The sequence below is a fragment of the Niveispirillum sp. FG148 genome (genome assembly GCF_057809655.1).
The window spans coordinates 1-18,766 of the sequence record NZ_JBMDKJ010000001.1; the positions used below are offsets into that span (position 1 = coordinate 1).

General features: G+C 65.8%; 16 protein-coding genes and 1 tRNA gene. 10 read left to right on the forward strand and 7 right to left on the reverse strand.

Annotated features, from left to right (window positions below):
• Positions 1 to 162: 162 nt before the first annotated feature.
• Positions 163 to 237, forward strand: a tRNA-Thr gene (locus ACODTW_RS00005).
• A 114-nt stretch (positions 238 to 351) separates the two neighbouring features.
• On the opposite strand, the gene ACODTW_RS00010 is transcribed toward ACODTW_RS00005, so the two are convergent.
• The 3 genes from ACODTW_RS00010 to ACODTW_RS00020 are packed head-to-tail and all read right to left on the reverse strand — an operon-like array spanning position 352 to position 3,887.
• Complete coding sequence (locus ACODTW_RS00010; protein WP_488943806.1) at positions 352 to 1,896, reverse strand: malonate--CoA ligase; 1,545 nt, start codon at positions 1,894 to 1,896, stop codon at positions 352 to 354.
• Between the two features lies 1 nt (position 1,897).
• A complete protein-coding gene (gene mmsB / locus ACODTW_RS00015; protein ID WP_488944180.1) occupies positions 1,898 to 2,806 on the reverse strand; it encodes a 3-hydroxyisobutyrate dehydrogenase in 909 nt (302 codons plus the stop codon).
• Positions 2,807 to 2,837: 31 nt separating this feature from the next.
• Positions 2,838 to 3,887 carry an enoyl-CoA hydratase/isomerase family protein gene (locus ACODTW_RS00020; RefSeq protein WP_488943807.1) on the reverse strand — a complete coding sequence of 350 codons (1,050 nt, stop codon included), beginning with the start codon at positions 3,885 to 3,887 and terminating at the stop codon, positions 2,838 to 2,840.
• Between the two features lie 153 nt (positions 3,888 to 4,040).
• On the opposite strand from ACODTW_RS00020, the gene ACODTW_RS00025 reads away from it, so the two are divergent.
• The 3 genes from ACODTW_RS00025 (at position 4,041) to ACODTW_RS00035 (ending at position 7,226) form a co-directional block, all read left to right on the forward strand.
• Positions 4,041 to 4,940, forward strand: a complete 900-nt coding sequence (locus tag ACODTW_RS00025; protein WP_488943808.1) for a LysR family transcriptional regulator — start codon at positions 4,041 to 4,043, stop codon at positions 4,938 to 4,940.
• 69 nt (positions 4,941 to 5,009) lie between these two features.
• Complete coding sequence (locus tag ACODTW_RS00030; protein ID WP_488943809.1) at positions 5,010 to 6,272, forward strand: RDD family protein; 1,263 nt, start codon at positions 5,010 to 5,012, stop codon at positions 6,270 to 6,272.
• Positions 6,273 to 6,314: 42 nt separating this feature from the next.
• Complete coding sequence (locus tag ACODTW_RS00035; RefSeq protein ID WP_488943810.1) at positions 6,315 to 7,226, forward strand: DMT family transporter; 912 nt, start codon at positions 6,315 to 6,317, stop codon at positions 7,224 to 7,226.
• A 3-nt stretch (positions 7,227 to 7,229) separates the two neighbouring features.
• On the opposite strand, the gene ACODTW_RS00040 is transcribed toward ACODTW_RS00035, so the two are convergent.
• Positions 7,230 to 7,805 (reverse strand): DUF7010 family protein, encoded by a 576-nt coding sequence (locus ACODTW_RS00040; RefSeq protein ID WP_488943811.1) that lies wholly within the window; start codon positions 7,803 to 7,805, stop codon positions 7,230 to 7,232.
• A gap of 145 nt (positions 7,806 to 7,950) precedes the next feature.
• On the opposite strand from ACODTW_RS00040, the gene ACODTW_RS00045 reads away from it, so the two are divergent.
• The 4 genes from ACODTW_RS00045 (at position 7,951) to ACODTW_RS00060 (ending at position 12,335) form a co-directional block, all read left to right on the forward strand.
• Positions 7,951 to 9,036, forward strand: a complete 1,086-nt coding sequence (locus tag ACODTW_RS00045) for a sensor histidine kinase (protein WP_488943812.1) — start codon at positions 7,951 to 7,953, stop codon at positions 9,034 to 9,036.
• On the forward strand, positions 9,033 to 9,638 hold the full coding sequence (locus tag ACODTW_RS00050; protein ID WP_488943813.1) for a response regulator transcription factor: 606 nt from the start codon (positions 9,033 to 9,035) through the stop codon (positions 9,636 to 9,638). The genes ACODTW_RS00045 and ACODTW_RS00050 overlap by 4 nt, the downstream gene beginning before the upstream one ends.
• Before the next feature lie 149 nt (positions 9,639 to 9,787).
• The gene (locus ACODTW_RS00055; protein ID WP_488943814.1) at positions 9,788 to 10,966 is read left to right on the forward strand and encodes an amino acid aminotransferase; all 1,179 of its coding nucleotides are present in this window, start codon (positions 9,788 to 9,790) and stop codon (positions 10,964 to 10,966) included.
• A gap of 175 nt (positions 10,967 to 11,141) precedes the next feature.
• Positions 11,142 to 12,335, forward strand: coding sequence for a class I SAM-dependent methyltransferase (locus ACODTW_RS00060; protein WP_488943815.1), 1,194 nt, complete (start codon positions 11,142 to 11,144; stop codon positions 12,333 to 12,335).
• Between the two features lie 70 nt (positions 12,336 to 12,405).
• Here the strand turns inward: ACODTW_RS00060 and ACODTW_RS00065 are convergent, their stop codons facing one another.
• Positions 12,406 to 13,686 (reverse strand): MFS transporter, encoded by a 1,281-nt coding sequence (locus tag ACODTW_RS00065; protein ID WP_488943816.1) that lies wholly within the window; start codon positions 13,684 to 13,686, stop codon positions 12,406 to 12,408.
• Between the two features lie 213 nt (positions 13,687 to 13,899).
• Between ACODTW_RS00065 and ACODTW_RS00070 the strand changes: the two genes are divergently transcribed.
• Positions 13,900 to 15,309 carry an amino acid permease gene (locus tag ACODTW_RS00070; RefSeq protein WP_488943817.1) on the forward strand — a complete coding sequence of 470 codons (1,410 nt, stop codon included), beginning with the start codon at positions 13,900 to 13,902 and terminating at the stop codon, positions 15,307 to 15,309.
• A 113-nt stretch (positions 15,310 to 15,422) separates the two neighbouring features.
• Here ACODTW_RS00070 and ACODTW_RS00075 read toward each other — a convergent pair whose 3' ends face one another.
• A complete protein-coding gene (locus tag ACODTW_RS00075) occupies positions 15,423 to 16,505 on the reverse strand; it encodes a 3-oxoacyl-ACP synthase III family protein (protein WP_488943818.1) in 1,083 nt (360 codons plus the stop codon).
• A 71-nt stretch (positions 16,506 to 16,576) separates the two neighbouring features.
• A complete protein-coding gene (locus tag ACODTW_RS00080; protein WP_488943819.1) occupies positions 16,577 to 17,479 on the reverse strand; it encodes a hypothetical protein in 903 nt (300 codons plus the stop codon).
• 167 nt (positions 17,480 to 17,646) lie between these two features.
• Between ACODTW_RS00080 and pseG the strand changes: the two genes are divergently transcribed.
• Positions 17,647 to 18,696, forward strand: coding sequence for a UDP-2,4-diacetamido-2,4,6-trideoxy-beta-L-altropyranose hydrolase (gene pseG / locus ACODTW_RS00085; protein WP_488943820.1), 1,050 nt, complete (start codon positions 17,647 to 17,649; stop codon positions 18,694 to 18,696).
• The last annotated feature ends 70 nt before the right edge of the window (positions 18,697 to 18,766 follow it).

The following is an 18,766-nucleotide window of genomic DNA, read 5'->3' on the forward strand; positions in this document are numbered from 1 at the left end:
AGCAACCGCTTCGTAAGCGGTAGGCCGTTGGTTCAAATCCGACTCGGGGCACCATCTTCAACCTGATGAAATCCTTTGGGATTTTGAACGGTTGGATGGCGCGTATGGTGAATGTGGCGCCTGAAGCCTTCGGCAACAGCCGGATGCCAGGGTGGAAAGGGAGCCCTGATAGCTCAGCGGTAGAGCAACCGCTTCGTAAGCGGTAGGCCGTTGGTTCAAATCCGACTCGGGGCACCATTTCCCTTTTTAAGCGCAAATTGCGCCCTTGCCTGACAGGTCATTGCTTTCAACGGCGCGTCCCCGCATCGGGACGTGCCGTGAACGCAGCATCGCCCCGATGCACCGCCCGGGTCAGGCCGTGAAGGCCGTCTTGTGCTGGTCGCGCAGCGCCGCCTTCTGCACCTTGCCCATCTGATTGCGCGGCAACTCGTCCACGAACCAGACGCGCTTGGGCACCTTGAAATTGGCCAGTTCGCCCTTCATCAGGGCGATGATCGACGCCTCCGTCACATCCTCGCGGCCCGGCTTCTTCTGGATGATGGCGGCCACAGCCTCCCCGAAATCGGGGTGAGGCAGGCCGATGACCGCACTTTCGACGACACCGTCGATGGCATCCAGCACCGTCTCCACTTCCTTGGGATAGACGTTGAAGCCGCCGCAGATCACCAGATCCTTGGCCCGGCCGACGATATGCACATAGCCGCGCGCATCGATCTTGCCCACATCGCCGGTGATGAAGAACCCGTCGGAGCGCATATCCTCGGCCGTCTTTTCGGGCTTGTTCCAATAGCCCTTGAACAGGTTCGGCCCCTTGATCTCGATCTGCCCGATCTGATCCACGCCCAGCTGCACGCCCTTCTCATCCGCGATGCGCAGCGATACGCCCGGCAGGGGGAAACCCACCGTGCCCGGCACCCGGTCGCCATCCAGCGGGTTGGACGTGATCATGCCGGCTTCCGTCATGCCATAGCGTTCCAGGATGGCGTGGCCGGTCAGGGCGGAAAATTCCGTGTGCGTATCGGCCAGCAGCGGGGCCGACCCGCTGATGAACAGGCGCATATGCGCCACCAGATCGCGGGTGAAGCCGGGATGGGTCAGCAGGCGGGTATAGAAGGTGGGCACGCCCATCAGCACGCTGGCCTGCGGCAGCAGCTCCACCACCCGGTCGGCGTCGAACTTGGACAGGAACAGCATCGACCCGCCATTCAGCAGGGTGGTGTTGGTCGCCACGAACAGCCCATGCACATGGAAGATGGGCAAGGCATGCAGCAGCACGTCGCCCGGCACAAAGCCCCAAAGCTGATGCAGGGCCTGGGCGTTGGAGGCCAGATTGCCATGGCTGGTCATGGCGCCTTTGGAACGGCCGGTCGTTCCGGATGTGTAAAGAATGGCGGCCAGATCATCCTCGGCCATCATTACGGTATCGAAATGATGCGGCAGGTCGATGGCCCGGTCGGCCAGGCTGCCATCGCCCTGGATGCCCAGCGTCGCCACCTGCGGCACCCGGCATTCCGCCGCCAGGGCGCGCATCCCCTCCTCATCCTCCGGCCGGCAGACGAACAGGGCGGGCGCGGCATCTTCCAGGAAATAGCGGATCTCGCCCTTCTGATAGGCGGTATTCAGCGGCAGATAGACGGCGCCCAGGCGCAAAGCCGCCAGATAAAGGAACAGGTTTTCCGGGCTTTTCTCCACCTGCACCGCCACCCGATCGCCCCGCTTCACGCCCAGTTGCACCATGGCATGGGCGAAGCGGGCGCTGATGGAGGCGACATCGGCATAGGTATACCAGACACCATCGCGCGGCCCGTCCTTGATGGTCAGGAACCGGGCCTGGGGGTCGGCGGGAAAGCGGCTTTCGAACAGGTGGTAGAGATTGCCGCTTTTCCCGCCGCTCATGTCATTTCCCCTGTAGCATCTTCACGATGGCGGAGAAGTCGAGACCGCCATTCCCCGCGCTTGAGAATAGCTGATACAGTGCCGCAGCCTGCGCGCCAAGGGGGGTGCTGGCCCCGCTGCTGCTGGCCGCCTGCTGCGCCAGCTTCAGGTCCTTCAGCATCATGTCGACGGCAAAGCCCGGCGCATAGTCGCGGTTGGCGGGCGAGGTCGGCACCGGCCCCGGCACGGGGCAATAGCTGGTCAAGGACCAGCACTGACCCGATGACGTACTGGCAATATCGAACAGCTTCTGCCGTTCCAGGCCCAGCTTGTCGGCGAGCGCAAAGGCCTCCGACACGGCGATCATGGAAATGCCCAGGACCATGTTGTTGCAGATCTTGGCCGCCTGCCCCGTGCCCGGTCCGCCGGCATGCACGATATTCTTGCCCATCAGGGCCAGATAGGGCTTGGCGGCATCGAAGGCGGCATCGGCCCCGCCGACCATGAAGGTCAGGGTGCCGGCCGCCGCCCCGCCCGTGCCGCCGGACACGGGCGCATCCACCATCAGATGCCCGGCCTTCTCAGCCTGCGCAATGACGGCGCGGGCGCTGTCCACGTCGATGGTGGAACTGTCGATGAAGATGGTGCCGGGCCGCGCCCGCTCAATCACCCCGCCCGCATTGCCATAGACGGCGCGCACATGCGGACCGGCGGGCAGCATGGAGACGACAACATCGGCCAGCGCAGCCGCGTCACCGGCCGACTTGGACGTGTCGATCCCCGCCTCATTGGCGGCGGCGATATTGGCCGGGGCCAGATCGACGCCCAGCACAGTATGCCCACCCTTCAACAGGTTCTTGGCCATGGGCAAACCCATATTGCCCAGCCCGATGAACGCAATGGTCGCCATGGTCGTTTCCTCCGTTTGGATGTCGGGCCGGCTTGTGCCGGCCCTTTACGCGTCAAAACACCAGATCCCCGCCCGCCGGCACCGCGAAATGCCGCGCCACCAGATCGGCGGAGACATTCTCCAGCCGCGACGGGTTCCATTTCGGGTTCTTGTCCTTGTCGACCAGGACGGCGCGGATGCCTTCATAGAAGTCGTTGCCGTCCATGACCGCCTGGGTCATGCGGTATTCCAGGCGCATGCAATCGTCGAATTCCAGGTCGGCCCCACGGCGTAACTGTTCGAACGTTACCTTCAGGCTGGTGGGCGACATGGCGAGGATGGTCTGCGCCAGCTTGTCGGCCCAGTCCGTGCCCTGGGAGATCAGGCCGGCGACGATGCCTTCCACGTCGGGCGCTTCAAACGCGGCGTCGATGGCCTCGCGCACGGCCGGCAGCGTGGCCTCCCCCACCAGGGCGGCATAGGCGGCCAGAACGGCCTCCACATCCTGCCCCTCGGCCAGCGCCGCCTCGATCGTGTCCAGCGATGCGGACGCGACGCCATGCGTGCCGATGCCGGTGTAAAGCAGATCGCCGCCCGTCACCCGCGCGCCCGTCAGGCCCAGATACAGGCCCAGCTTGCCCGGCAGGCGCGGCAGGAACCAGGTGCCGCCGACATCGGGGAACAGGCCGATGCCCGTTTCCGGCATGGCCAGCAGGGTCTTTTCCGTCACCACCCGGTGGCTGCCATGCACCGACAGGCCGACACCGCCGCCCATGGTGATGCCGTCGATCAGGGCGACATAAGGCTTGGGGAAGCGCTTGATCTGCCGGTTCAGCCGATATTCGCCCGCGAAGAAGGCAGCCGACAAGGCGCCATCCCCCTCTCCGCGCTTCTTCTGCCAGCCGGCATCCCAGACGGCGCGCACATCGCCGCCGGCACAGAAGGCGCGGTCACCGGCCCCACGGATAACCACGGCCTTGATGGCGGGATCGGCGGCCCAGGCGTCCAGCGCCGGGGAGATCACCTCCACCATGCCCAGCGTCAGCGCGTTCAGCGCCTTGGGCCGGTTCAACAGGATATGGCCGATGGCACCACGCACGGTGCAGAGCACGTCCTCGCTCAAAACCCATCCTCCCTTTCAATCGCAATGGCTTGGGGCGCCATCCTATAACGCCAATGCGATGAATGCCGCGACCAAACCAGTATCATTGCGGGGATGCGCACATCCATGCGAAGTTCCTCGCCATTGCTGTGCGTGCTTTCCCATGGGTGGGCGATGGCCAAGGGCTTCGACTGGGACGATCTGCAATCCTTCCTGGCCGTGGCCCGGTCGGGCCGGCTGACGCTGGCGGCCAAGCGCATGGGGGTGGATCACACGACCCTGGGCCGCCGCCTGACATCGCTGGAACAGGCGCTGGGCGCCACCCTGTTCGAACGCCACGCCACGGGTTACAGCCTGACCCAGGCCGGCGAAACCCTGCTTCAGAATGCCGAGGCGATGGAAGGCATGGCGCTGACCATCATGGAGGAACTGGCCGGCTCCGGGGCTAAACTGTCGGGCGCCGTGCGCATCGGCACGCCCGACGGATTCGGCAGCTTCTTCCTGGCCCCGCGCATCGGCCGGCTGGGCGCGCTGCATCCCGATCTGGAGGTGCAGCTGGTGGCCCAGCCGCGCCTGTTCAGCCTGTCCAAGCGGGAGGCCGACATCGCCATCACCGTGGCCCAGCCGGAGGCCGGCCGCCTGCATGCCCGCAAGCTGACGGATTATGAGCTGGGCCTTTATGCCGCCCGCTCGTACCTGGAAACCGCCCCGCCGGTGACGGGCACGGCCGATCTGGCCGCGCACCGCTTCATCTCCTATATCGACGACCTTCTCTATACGCCGGAACTGGATTATGTCCCCGCCGTGTCGCGCGATATCCGGCCGTACCTGAAAAGCGCCAGTCTGGTGGCGCAGTTCCGGGCCGTGCAGGCGGGCAGCGGCATCGCCATCCTGCCCTGTTTCATGGTGGCGGGGGAAAAGGATCTGGTCCGCCTGCTGCCGGAAGAGGTGAAGCTGATCCGCAGCTTCTGGCTGGTCATGCATTCCGATGTCCGCCACCTGTCGCGCATCCGCGTCACGGCGGAATTCATCGCGGACGAAGTGCGACGCCATGCACGGCTGTTCCAGGGGTGAAGGCCATCGTTGCGAAGGTTGTCCACTTAAGAGACAGTTCTGCCATGAACGTGCAGCGGCCGGGGTATCATGGCAATTGAATGGTGGTATATTAAGGACGGAACAACCTTTGGCCCTGTGACGCAGCGGGCGATGGTGGGAATGTTCTCCGACGGCACCCTGAAGGGGTCGGAATGGGTATGGAACCCGTCGCTTCCCGCTTGGACACGATCATACCAGTTCAAGGTGTTTGAGATATTCCCGCCGCGTCCGGCCACCCAGGATCAGGAACCATCTACGGCGTCCGAGATTCCGCTGCCCGACCCCAAGGGCTGGCGCACGGCGGGCCCATGGTCCCGCTTGCTGGCGCAAGGCATCGACCAGTATCTGACCGCTTTGATTGGCGGCTTTCTGGGTGGCCTGGTCATCGCCATGGCTGGCATCAGCATGGGCACCGGCTGGGGCGACAAGGTCGATGAACTGCTGCTGGGCCTGGCGTTTATCCCCATCTCGCTGCAGCTTCAGGCCATTCTGCTGTCCACGGTGGGGACGACCCCGGGCAAGGCCTTGCTGCGTCTGCACCTTCGCCATGCCGATGGCCGTCGGCCCAGCCTGACGGAGCTGATCAATCGCCAGGGTCGGCTATGGGTGATGGGCTACGCATTGGGCATGCCGCTTTTCTCGCTGTTCACCCTTTTCCTGTCCTATACGCGTGTCGGACGCGGACAACCCACCGCATGGGACCTGCCATTGGGTCTGGTGGTGCGCCAGCCCGGTCCGCAGCGGGGCCGCGTCTGGGCCGGCCTCATCGTCTATGTGCTTCTGTGCAGTGCGATACCGGTCATCACCTTGCTGACCGAGCACTGGATCCCGCAGCAGGAGGAAGAAGCCAGGCAGGAACCCACCCCGCCCAACCCGGCCCAGAGCTGGGAAAACCCTGTCACCCATCGCGCCGCCACCGTGGAGGCGGGCTGGGATATGGAGCAGGAGAAGCTGGACAGCGGCGGCACCGTCCACTGGTTCTGGTCGCAGACCGACAGCGGTGCAGCCATGATCCAGCGCGACTTCATCACCGGTTCCTTCACCATCTTCGCCCGCCATTACCTGGACGAACAGGTGAAGGAGGCGGTGACGCGCGCGCCCAGCGAGCCCAAGGACGGCCAGCCCACCTGCGCCGAGGGCACGACGCCGGGCGATGCCGAAACCGAACCCGGCACCACCTACATCATCCGCGTCTGCGGCCTGACCTCGGGGGAGGTCTGGTATCTGCGCGGCCGCACCAGCAATGATGACGAAGCGGCGCAGACCCGCGTGCGTACCTTGCTGGACCAGCTTGAAGGAACGCTGCACTGAGCCTATCAGCGGGGCCGGACCCACCACCGTCAGGCCCCGCCCATGGCGCCCGCCGCTCCGGCCCTGCGCGCATCCGCCTTCTCCTGGTTCCTGCTGCTGGCGGGACAGCCGCTGCTGTTTGGCTCCAACGTCATCATCTCCCGCCTGATGGCCGGCGAAATACCGGGTGTGGCCATGGCGTTCTGGCGCTGGACGCTGGCCCTGCTGTTCCTGGCGCCGTTCATCCGCCATGAATTGCGGGCAGCATTGCCGGCGCTCCGGGCTGATTGGCGGGGATTTCTGCTGCTGGGTTCACTGGGCATGGGTGTCTGCGGCGCGCCCGTCTATCTGGCAGGACAGACAACGACGGCCACCAACATCACCCTGATCTATGCCGCCGCCCCGGTTCTGATCGTGCTGTTCGGCCGGCTGTTCTGGCGGGAACGGGTGGGGTCGGTGCAGGCGTTGGGTGTGGCCGTCAGTCTGGCCGGCGTCGTCACCGTCATCGCCAAGGGCGACCCGGCCTTTCTCAGCCATCTGGACTTCACGCCCGGTGACCTGTGGGTGGTGATGGCGGCCACGGGCTGGGCCTTCTATTCGCAATTGCTGCGGCACCGGCCAGCCGACATGCCCGCCTTCGCCCGCTTTGCCGGCATCTGTGCGGGTGGTGTGGTGATGATGCTGCCCTTCTACGGGCTGGAAATGGCGATGGGCCAGATCGCCCCGTTGACGGGCCGCACGGTTGGCACGCTGGTCTTCCTGGCCCTGCTGCCGGGCCTGGCCTCCTACCTTGTCTATGGGCGGCTGGTGGGCGTGTTCGGTCCTGACCGCGCCGGCATGACGCTCTACCTCGTGCCCCTTTACAATGCCGTCCTGGCGGCCTTGTTCCTGGGCGAACAGCCCCAGCCCTATCATCTGGCGGGGGCCGCCCTGGTCCTTCCCGGCATCTGGCTGGCAACGCGGCGGCGGGTATAGGCGTCAGGCCCCCGCCCTTAGACGACGCACATCGATCAGAATGGCCAGCACCGTCGCCCCATAAATCACGGCCACGGCCAGGGGCAGCAGCGTCATCCGGCCTTCCGGCATCCAGGTCCAGAGGACGAACACGGCCACGGCCCGGATGACGGCATGCGCCGTAAACAAGGCGGTGCGGTCATATCCCCAGCCAATGACCGGCCAATGGGCCGACATGCCGATGGCCAGCATCAGCGGCGCCAGCGCCGGCGCCACCGACAGCGCGGCCACCAGCATGGGCCAGAACAGCAACATTCCGGCGAAGGCCGGGAACAGCACGCTGGTGACAGCGGTCCGATCCCCCATGAAGCGGCAGTCGAACAACCGGGCCAGAAGCAGCGCCAGCGGAAAGATCAGGCCGCTGCCCACCATCGCCGCCATCAGCCAGTCTGCCGCGTCCAGCACCTGGCCGACCCCGGCCAGTGCGCCCCAATAGACCATGCCGGCCAGCGGCACGGGAAAGCCACCCCGCAGGCGCAGATAGCTTGCCCGTCGGTCGGCACGAACCAAAGCCGTCAGATCATCCACTGCGATCTCCATCCGTTTTCCATGATGGTGAAGCATCGCCCTGAACAGCAGGGCTGGAACAGTGGCCCGGATCAGGAAAAGGGGATGACATTTGTCACTTTGCGGCATGGTTGCGCCCTGACATCCTGTTGCCCGCAACGGCCGGGAGAGCATTACCGTGGGTAGGATATCGGCACCGGCCACCCTGTGGGCACGCTTGGCGTCGGCGCGGTGGCCCTGGCTGATCTATCTTCCCCTGCTGGTGGGCCCCTGGCTCTGGTCCAACCCGCCCCCGGGGCAATGGCCGGTGGTTGCGGCAGCCATCATCCTCTTCCTGCCGCTCTATCTTGTCGGGTCGGCCCTGGAAGACCGGCGCAAGCGCTGGTCGGCGCTGGGCGTGCTGCTGCTTTCATTCGGTCTTTCCACGACGGCGGCGATCTGGTCGGTTTTCTCCATCTACGCCGCCGCCATGCTGGCGGAGACGCTGCCGCGGCGGCAATCAATCGGCCTGATCGCCTTGTTCGCCGGATTGTCGGCCCTTGTCGGCCTGCACAGCGCCCAGCCGCTGATTTACTGGGCACCAGGCGTCGCCATGATGGTGCTGGTTGGTGCGGGGGGACTGTTCAACCAGACGCTGAGGGACAAGAACCGCGCGCTGCTGGCCACCCAGGACACGACCCGCCAGTTGGCCGCGACGGCAGAGCGCGAGCGGATCGGCCGTGATCTGCACGATCTGCTGGGCCGCACCCTGACGCTGATATCGATCAAGGCGGAACTGGCGGCGCGGCTGATCGAACAGGAGCCGCAGCGGGCACAGCAGGAGATGCGGGACGTCGCCCAGACCGCCCGCGACGCCCTGGCCGAGGTCAGGGGGGCCGTGACCGGCATGACGGCCCATCTGCCGCGCGAACTGGTCGCCGCAAAGGATGCCTGTGCCGCCGCGGGCATTGATTGCACCCTGGCAGGATCGGCGGACGGGATCGAGGCCGGGACAGCGGCCGTGTTGGCCATGGCCCTGCGCGAAGGCGTTACCAACATCGTTCGCCATTCAGGCGCCAGACACTGTACGATCAGCATCGAAACCCAATCGGGATCCGTGCGGCTGGGGCTGGCCGATGACGGAAAGGGCGGCATCCGGCAGGAAGGGGCCGGCCTGACCGGCCTGCGCGCCCGTGTCGCGGCCGCCGGCGGGACCGTCCATCTGGACAGCGACGGGGGCGGTACCCGTCTTTTCATCACCATGCCGGACAGGGGACGATCATGATCCGGGTGGTGGTGGCCGAAGACCAGTCCCTGGTATTGGCGGCGCTGGCGGCCCTGATCTCCCTGGAAACGGACATCCAGGTTGTGTCTCAGGCGCGGGACGGCACCCTGGCGCTGGACGCTGTCCGGCGGCACCAGCCGGATCTGTTGCTGTCCGATATTGAAATGCCGGGCATGACAGGCCTGGACGTCGCCGCCGCCATCCGGCGGGAGGGATTGCGGACACAGGTCGTCATCGTCACCACCTTCGGCCGGGCCGGTTATCTCCGGCGGGCGCTGGATGCGGGCGTACGCGGCTATCTGCTGAAGGATGCCCCGCCGGACCAGTTGACGGCGGCACTACGTCAGGTGGCGGCCGGTGGCCGGGCCATCGCCCCCGAACTGGCCGCTTCCGTCTGGGACGGCCCGGTCGATCCCTTGAACGACCGGGACCGGACCCTGATCCGGCTGGCAGAGGAAGGGCGGACCAATAAGGAGATTGCGGAGATCATGGGCCTGTCACCCGGCACGGTCCGCAATTATCTGTCCGACGCCGTGCAGAAATTGGGGGCGGGCAACCGGATCGAGGCCGCCCGTATCGCCCGAAGCCAGGGCTGGCTGTGATCACAGCGGCCACGCAATATTAAGGCATGACGACGGCCCGCAAAAGGGATTTACCACGCGGACAGCGCCCCACTTCGCACAGTAATTGCGCGTCGTCCGGCCTATTCTGTCCTTCCCTTTCCCCGCCGCCCCAAGACAGGCAGACCCCCATGTCCTTCTTCGCGCCCCTGAATCAGCAGCCCGCCGACGCCCTTCTGGCCCTGATCGGCCTGTTCCGCAATGACCCGCGCCCCGGCAAGATCGACCTGGGCGTGGGCGTGTTCCGTGACGATGCCGGCAACACGCCGGTGATGCGCAGCGTGAAGGCCGCCGAGCGCAAGCTGTGGGAAACGCAGGACAGCAAGTCCTATCTGGGGCCGGAAGGCAATGTCGTCTTCGCCCGCCACATGGCGCGGCTGGCCCTGGGTGATGTGGAACTGTCGGGCCGGTTGACGGGCGTGCAGGCGCCGGGCGGCACGGGTGCCCTGCGTCTGGCCGCCGAACTGATCGGCGCGACGAAGCCCGACGCCAATGTCTGGGTCGGCACGCCCACCTGGCCCAACCATCCGCCGATCCTGGCCGCCGCCGGGCTGAAGGCCCAGACCTACAAGCATTTCGACACGGCCACCCAGGCCATCACCTTCGATGCCGTCATGGACGCCCTGTCGACCAAGGCCCAGCCTGGCGACATCGCCCTGCTGCACGGCTGCTGCCACAACCCGACGGGTGCGGATTTCAGCCTGGATCAGTGGCGGGCCATCGCCGAAACCCTGTCGGCGCGGGGTATCGTGCCCTTCCTGGATCTGGCCTATCAGGGGCTGGGGCTGGGGCTGGGCATGGACCAGGATGCGGCCGGCGTGCGCCTGGTCATGGATGCCTGTCCGGAGGCGCTGCTGGCCTATTCCTGCGACAAGAATTTCGGCGTCTATCGTGACCGTGTCGGCGCCCTGATCGTGCAGACGGCCAATGCCGCCGATACCGACCGCGTCGCCTCCAACATGCTGGCCCTGGCGCGGGCCAACTGGTCCATGCCGCCCGACCATGGCGGGGCCGTCGTCGCCACGCTGCTGGATGATCCCGTGCTGGCCGCCGACTGGAAGCTGGAACTGGACACGATGCGCGACCGGCTGTTGGGCATCCGCGCCGCCCTGGCCAGCCATGGCGGCGTGCTCGCCCGTGTCGCCGAACAGCGCGGCATGTTCTCCCTGCTGCCGCTGTCCCCGGATGTGGTGAAGCGCCTGCGTGAAGAACATGCCGTCTATATGGCCGGTTCCGGCCGCATCAATGTCGCCGGCCTGTCGGTGGAAACGGCGGGCATCTTCGCCAAGGCCCTGGCCGCCTGCCTGTAACATCAAGGTCAAGATTTCTTGGACCTTGATGTCCGCGCCGACTGGCGCGGCGGCAGCCCATCCTGACAAGTCAGGATGGGCTGACACGGCTACAATGCGGGGCATGGGGATACCGCTTTGCGGACGGGGCCGTTAGGATGCGGCCTCTTTCCCGTCCTTGACCGAAGTTATCCCCATGGCCAGCCCGCTTGCCCCCGCCCTTGCCGATATCCGCGCCCTGCTGCTGGACGGGGACCGGCTGGTGCGTGCCGTGGCCAGCGGGCGCATGCGCAACATGTCCCCGCCCTGGCGGCGGATCGAGCTTCGGCCCGTGGCCCTGAAATCGGGCGCGCATCTGCAGACCGTGGCCTATGACGACCGCCAGGCCCATACCAGCAACGCCGCCTTCGGCCCCGCCGCCGAACAGGCGGTCGACGCGTTGCTGGCCCTGGGTATGGGCAACTGGCATGTGGAAACGCTGGACGCCACGGTACAGCTGCGCATCACCAAGAAGGGCGAGGCGATGATCAGCCGCACGGCCAGTGCCACGCCCAAGGAACGCGCGCTGGACCATGACCGGGCCAAACCACGCATGCTGGACCCGGCCGATCCCTTCTGGCGGGCGCTGGGCATTGCCGATGCCGATGGCCGCATCAAGCCTACCCGCCAGGACAAGTATCGGCAGGTGGAAGAATTCATCCGCGCCCTGGATGCCGTGCTGAAAGGCGGCGACCTGCCGGAAGGGCGGCCCCTGCGCGTGGTCGATCTGGGCTGCGGCAATGCCTATCTGACCTTCGCCGCCTATCGCTTCCTGACCCAGGTGCGCGGGCTGGAGGTGGAATTCACCGGCGTCGACACCAAGCGTCAGGCGCGGGAGCGCAATACCGATCTGGCCCGCAGCCTGGGCTGGGACGGGCTGCATTTCATTGAAGGCACCATCGCCGACGCCCCTGTGGACGGGGCCGATGTGGTGCTGGCCCTGCATGCATGCGACACGGCCACGGATGATGCCCTGGCCCGCGCCGTCGCCTGGGGCGCCAAATTCGTGCTGGCCGCCCCCTGCTGTCACCATGATCTGCAACGGCAGTTACGCGACGGAGAAACGCCGGGCGCCTATGGCCTGCTGACCCGCCACGGCATCCTGCGCGAACGTTTCGCCGATGTCCTGACCGACGCGCTGCGTGCCAGCCTGATGCGGCAGGCGGGATACCGGACGGAGATTATCGAGTTCGTGCCGTCCGAACACACACCCCGCAACACCCTGCTGCGCGCCGTCCGCACGGGCGCCAAGGCCGAGCCCAAGGTGGTGGCGGAATACGCATCCCTGGTCGGGGAATGGGGCGTGACCCCGAAATTGTCGGTGCTGCTGGGCAGCGAGGCGGGGTTCTGACCCAGTGAAAACGAAACGGCCGGCGCCCCCAAGGACACCGGCCGCATACTTGTTCAATGCCGCTCCCTTGTCAGTCCTTGATCTGCACCGGGTCCAGGCGCGGCGACAGCAGGTGGACGACGCCCAGCGCCAGCAGATAGGCAGATGCGGCCACCACGAAGATCGGCGTGTAGCTGCCGATCTTGTCCAGCACATAGCCGGCATATTTCGCCATGGCCATGCCGCCAAAGGCGCCGATCATGCCGCCGATACCCACGACCGAGCCCACGGCCGCACGGGGGAATACGTCCGACGGCAGGGTATAGAGGTTGGCGGAGAAGCCCTGGTGTGCCGCTGTGGCAATGCCGATGATCAGGACCGCCACCCAAAGCTGGTCGGCAAAGGCCGCCAGACCCACGGGCACGGCAAACAGAGCACAGATCAGCATGGCCGTCTTGCGGGCCCGGTTCAGGGTGGCGCCCTTCTGCATCATCTTCGACGACAGCCAACCGCCGGCCACCGACCCCACGTCGGACATCAGATAGATTGCCACCAGCGGAATACCGAAACTTTTCAGGTCCAGCCCATGGCGCTTGCCCAGGAAATCGGGCAGCCAGAACAGGAACATCCACCAGATCGGGTCAATCAGGAACTTGCCCAGCGCATAGGCCCAGGTTTCCCGCACCGTCAGCAGACGCAGCCAGCCGATCTTTTCCGTGCTGTCCGGCGGATCGCTTTCGATATGGGCCAGCTCGGCGGCACTCACAAACTTGTTCTCGCGCGGGCGGCGGTAGACCAGCAGCCACAGCGGCAGCCAGACCAGGCTGGCCAGGCCCGTGACGATAAAGGCCATCTCCCAGCCATAGGCGATGGTGATGGCCGGCACGACCAGCGGGGTGACGATGGCGCCGATATTGGTGCCGGCATTGAACAGGCCCGTGGCAAAGGCGCGTTCCTTCTTGGGGAACCATTCCGCCACGGCCTTCACGCCGCCGGGGAAGCCACCGCCCTCACCCACGCCCAGAACCATGCGGGCCATGATGAAGCCGCCCAGCGACTTGGCACCCGCATGGGCGAAATGGCCGATGGTCCAGATGGTGAAGGCCAGCGCATAACCCCAGCGCGCGCCCAGCCGGTCGACAATGCGCCCGAAGGCGACATAGGCCAGCGCATAGGTCGCCTGGAACCAGAAGATGATGTTGGCGTAATCAGCCTCGGTCCAGCCGAACTCCGCCGACAGGGTCGGCTTCAGCACGCCGATCATCTGCCGGTCGACATAGTTGATGACCATGGCGGAGAACAGCAAGGCCACCACGACCCAGCGGACCCGGCCAACCTTCACATCGCCGGCCCCGGCCGTTTCACTACCCATCTTTTCCCCCCGGTGTTGGAGATGTTGCGTCAAACGGCTCTCTGCGGAGCCTTGATCCTGGCCTCGACCCTAATGGAAACCGGTGTCAATTGCAATGACACCGGTGGACTTTTTGTCACCCGCCCAAACCGTTTCAAATGAAACCATATCCTCTTGCGGCCGATGCAGCTAACACATAGAAAGCGTGCATAAACGACAGACCTTGGGGTCATAATGCAAGACAGCGGAGATTCACGCAGCGGTCTGTTGCCGGCCTTGGGGCCGGTGCAACTGGTGCTTCTGGGTGTGGGCTGCATCATCGGCGCCGGCATCTTTGTCATCACGGGCTCGGCGGCTGCAGACTATGCCGGGCCGGCCGTGTCGCTCTCCTTCCTTCTGGCGGGCTTCGCCTGCGCTTGCGCGGGTCTGTGCTATTCGGAACTGGCAGCGACATCGAAAGAATCGGGTGGGGCCTACAGCTACACCCGCGATGCGCTAGGACCCCGCATCGGCTGGCTGGTCGGCTGGAACCTGATCATGGAATATCTGGTGGCGGCCAGTTTCGTCGCCGTCGGCTGGTCGGGTTACCTGTCAGCCTTGTGCGACAGTGTCGGCCTGTCGCTGCCCAAGGCCTTCACCTCTGCCCCCTTCGCCTTGAAGAATGGGCATCTGGAGGCGACGGGCGCCATCATCAACCTGCCGGCGGCCCTGATCATCGGCCTGGCGACGGTGCTGGCCGTCATCGGGGTGAAACGATCATCGGCCGCAAACATGGTGGTGGTGCTGATCAAGGTGACGGTCATCCTGGTGGTGATCGCCGTGGGCGCCTTTCATGTAAACCCGGACCTGTGGGTTCCGTTCATACCGGAAAACACCGGCAATTTCGGCCAGTACGGCATCAGCGGCGTGATGAAGGCAGCGGGCGTGGTGTTCATCGCCTATATCGGCTTCGACGCCGTCGCCACCACGGCCCTGGAGGCCCGCAAGCCGCAGCGGGACGTGCCCATCGGCATCCTGGGCTCGCTGCTGGTCTGCACCGTGCTTTACATCGCCATGTCGCTGGTCCTGACCGGCACCGTTCCCTACACGCAATTGTCGGTGCCGTCGCCCGTGGCGCTGGCCGTGGCGAATATGGGCGAGGGCGTGTCCTGGATACTGCCCCTGGTCTCACTGGGGGCCATCGCCGGCCTGACTTCGGTCATCCTGGTGCTGCTGGTCGCCCAGCCGCGCGTGTTCTTCGCCATGGCGCAGCACCGCATCCTGCCATCGGCCTTCGCCCGGGTGCATCCGAAGTTCCGCACGCCGCATGTCAGCACCATCATTACCGGTACGGCCGCCGCCGCCCTGGCCAGCCTGTTCCCCATCGACTTCCTGGCGGAACTGGTGTCGTCGGGGACGCTGCTGGCCTTCATGGCCGTATCCTTCAGCGTCATCTGGCTGCGTCGCAAGCGCCCCGACGCCCCCCGGCCCTTCCGCGTGCCCTGGGTGCCGCTGGTGCCCATCGTGTCGATCGTTGTCTGCGGCTACCTGATCTCCGTGCTGGGCGAACACGCCTATCTGCGGCTGGGCATCTGGCTGGCCATCGGCATCGTCATTTATGAAATGCGCAAGAAGCACGCGGCCGAGGCTTTGAAGCAGGTCTGAGCCCTGCGAACAGCCAAGACGCAAAGCGGGGCGGGTTCCTTGTGGGACCCGCCCCATTTTTGTGCCGACACCAAGCTGATGCCAGCGGCCGCTGCTCTTGATGACCGGTGGAACTACACTTCCATGACCGTATAGCCTTCCGGCAGTTCCGCCACGGTCGGCGCCGGGATGGGGCCGATATCGGCCAGAACCGTGCCCCAGGACCAGCCGACACCAAACCCGGCCAGCAGCAGCTTCTTCGGCCCCGCCGCCAGTTCATCGCCCAGCCGCGAGCAAAGAGCCAGCGGCACCGACGCGCTGCTGGTATTGCCGTATTTTTCCATGTCGATGATGTATTTGGCCGGGTCGCAGCCGATCTTCTTGCGGATATGGTCCAACATCATCTTGTTGGCCTGATGCGGCACGACGAAATCCAGATCGTCCACCGTCAGGCCGGCATCGGCAATCGCTTCCTTCAGCAGACCGGGCACGGCGCGCAGCGTGAAGGTGAAGACCTCCGCCCCATTCAGATACAGGCGGGCATCGCGGTAAAGCCGCGCCATCTCCGCTTCGGACCGGGGCGGGTCGGTAGGGATCAGGCAATCGCGCTTGCCGCCGGCCTTGACGAAGATGTTCTTGGCACCGGCACCGTCGGTGCCCAGGCTGACGCGGATGGGCGGGGCGGCCGGTTCGATCTCCAGCGCCGTGGCCGATCCGGCATCACCGAACAGGGGGATGGTCGCCTTGTCTTCCGGGTGCAGCCAGCGCGTGGAATTGTCCCCGCACAGGACCAGCGCCCGCCGCGCCGTCGATCCGCCCAGCAGGCGCGATGCCATCCACAGCCCGTAGACGAAGCCAGAACAGCCCAGCGTCACATCGAAACAGGCGGCCGATGTCGGCAGGCCCAGATGGCGTTGCAGCACCGCCGAGGTGACGGGCAGCACATAATCGGCATCCTGGCTGACAAAGATCAGCACATCGACGCTGGCCGGGTCCCAGCCCAGCTGCTGCAACAGCCCTTCCGCTGCGGCCCGGCACATGTCGGACGCGCAATAGGGCGGCGGCAGCACACGGCGTTCATAGACGCCGATGCCGACGTGCAGCTTGCGCGCCTCCTCTTCGGTGAAGATGCCCGGCGTCTCGACAAAGGAATGGCGCTGACGCGGCACCACGGCCCGCACCCCGGCGATCCGCACCCCTTCGATGATGGCCTTCATGCTTGGCTTTCCCGACCTTTATGTCCTGCCTCACTAGAACACAAACGGCCCCTCGGCTCCAAGCCGGACGCTCATTCCATGATGACGCGGTTGATATAGGGGTCAAAGCCGTCACGACGGGGCAGGAAGGGCCGGGGCGGCGCATGCGGCGTGCGCCAGATCCCATATTGCGCCGTCAGCAGCAGGCGGGGATTGGCACCTGGCAACCGGCCCCGGTGGATACCGAACGTATCGGCCATGAATAAAGTCCCCGCCGCTCCAACCATACGCTTGACGGGCAGGTCCCCCATCACGGCTGCCAGCCGGTCATCGGAAATCCGTTCGATCTCCACCAGCCGTTCATCGGATTGCGAGGTCGCAACAAACTCGAACGCCCCGTCCTCCTCTCCGACATCGGTCAGATAAAGGAACAGCTTGAAGCTGCGGATATTGTCCCAGTCGCGGTGGAACCATTGCGTTCCCTTGGCCTCCGCACGGTCGGCGAAGGACCACCAGGTGCCGATATTGTCGATGGTGGGCTTACAACCCAGGAACAGGCCGGCCGTTTCCAGCACCAGCGGATGGTTGAACAGCTCCCACACACCGGGCGCCGCCAGAATCTGCTGCGGGGTGTAATAGCCCATATTGGTTTCCGCCGACGGAACCTGATCGGGCAGGAACCGCCCCAGATGCGGCCGGTACGGATCGTGACAGGGCTGCGACCGGAACCAATCGCGCAATGCCACCGCCTGATCCGACGTCATCAGGGGTAACGTCTTCGTATAGCCGGAGCCCAGAAGCTGCGCCAGCAACTCCCGGGCTTCAGTGCTTGCCGCCCGCATCCGCGGCCGGCCCAGCGCCGCCAGCCGGGCCAGCCAGCGCCGTCGCCCCGGCCCGCCCGTCAACGGCAGCAGATCGTAGGGCAAATTGCGGCTGTCCCGACGGGCGCGCCTCACGATCTGTGCCAGGGTGCGGTTGCGGATCTTGAAGGCCATGACGCTCCGGGGATGGAGAAGGGGACAAGGACCAGAATTGACCGACGGACCGGCCCAGCTTGCGGGGCGGGCCGCCATCATGCTAGATTCACACAATAATTCCAGTGATTTAGCCCCCGTGCAACAGGCATTGCATTGATGTTGCACAATGTTGCATGGGAATCTGCATGTCCCTGATCCTGATCCGTGCCGATGCCAGCCCTGCCAAGGGCACGGGGCATGTCATGCGCTGTCTGGCACTGGCGGAGGCCTTGCGTGAGCAGGGGGCGGACCCGGCCTTCGCAGCGGCAGAGATGACGGACGCCGTGGCCGCGCGGCTGGCCGATGATGGCTTTGTCCTGCATCGGCTGGGCACGGACGACGCCGATGCGACGCTTGATCTGGTCCGACGGTTGCGCGCCGTCGCCCTTGTGGTCGACAGCTACTGGCTGGATGCGGAATGGCGACGACAGGTCAGGGTCGGCATCGATGGCCCCATTCTGGCGCTGGATGATCTGGCAGACACCGATCTTCACGCCGATCTGGTCTGGAACCCGTCCAGCGGTGGCGCCACCCTGCCCTATGATCGGATCGCGCCCGGGGCGACATTGTTATCCGGACCCCGCTATCTGCTGCTGCGGCGGGAGATCAGATCGGTCGCGGCCGCCGCCCGTACGCCGTTGACCGAACGCGACCGTATCCTGCTGACCTTCGGCGGGTCGGACCCTGCGGGGCTGACAGTGCCCGTGGTGAAGCGGCTGGGTCCTGCCCTGCCGCCCGGCCTGCATCTGGATGTGGTGGCGGGCGGCAGCAATCCCGCACTGGACTGCGTCCGGGCCGCCTGTGCCCGCTTCCCCAGTACCGTGCGGCTGCATATAGACAGCCGGGAGATGGGGCAACTGATGGCGGGCTGTGGCCTGGCCGTGACCGCCGGCGGCGGCACGGTGGCCGAACTGGCGGTTCTGGCCACGCCCTGCCTGCTGACCATCGTTGCCGACAATCAGGCACCGGCGGCGGCCGATGCCGACCGGCGCGGCTGGGCCGCGGTCATCGACGCGCGTGGCGATCGGACGGATGCCGCCGACGCCATCGCCGCCCGCACCCTGTCACTGTGGGCCGATCCGGCGGAGCGCGCGCGGCTGGCAAGGGCCATTACCATGGATGGCATTGATGGTCTGGGGGCGCCCCGGCTGGCGGCCGCCCTGCGGGACCGGTTGCCAGGCCGGCTGTCGGGATAGCGACGGCCTGTCGTCTTGCCTTGCCGGCCGCCCCCGGTGCAGGCTGTGGATCGTCCCATTTCAGGAACCC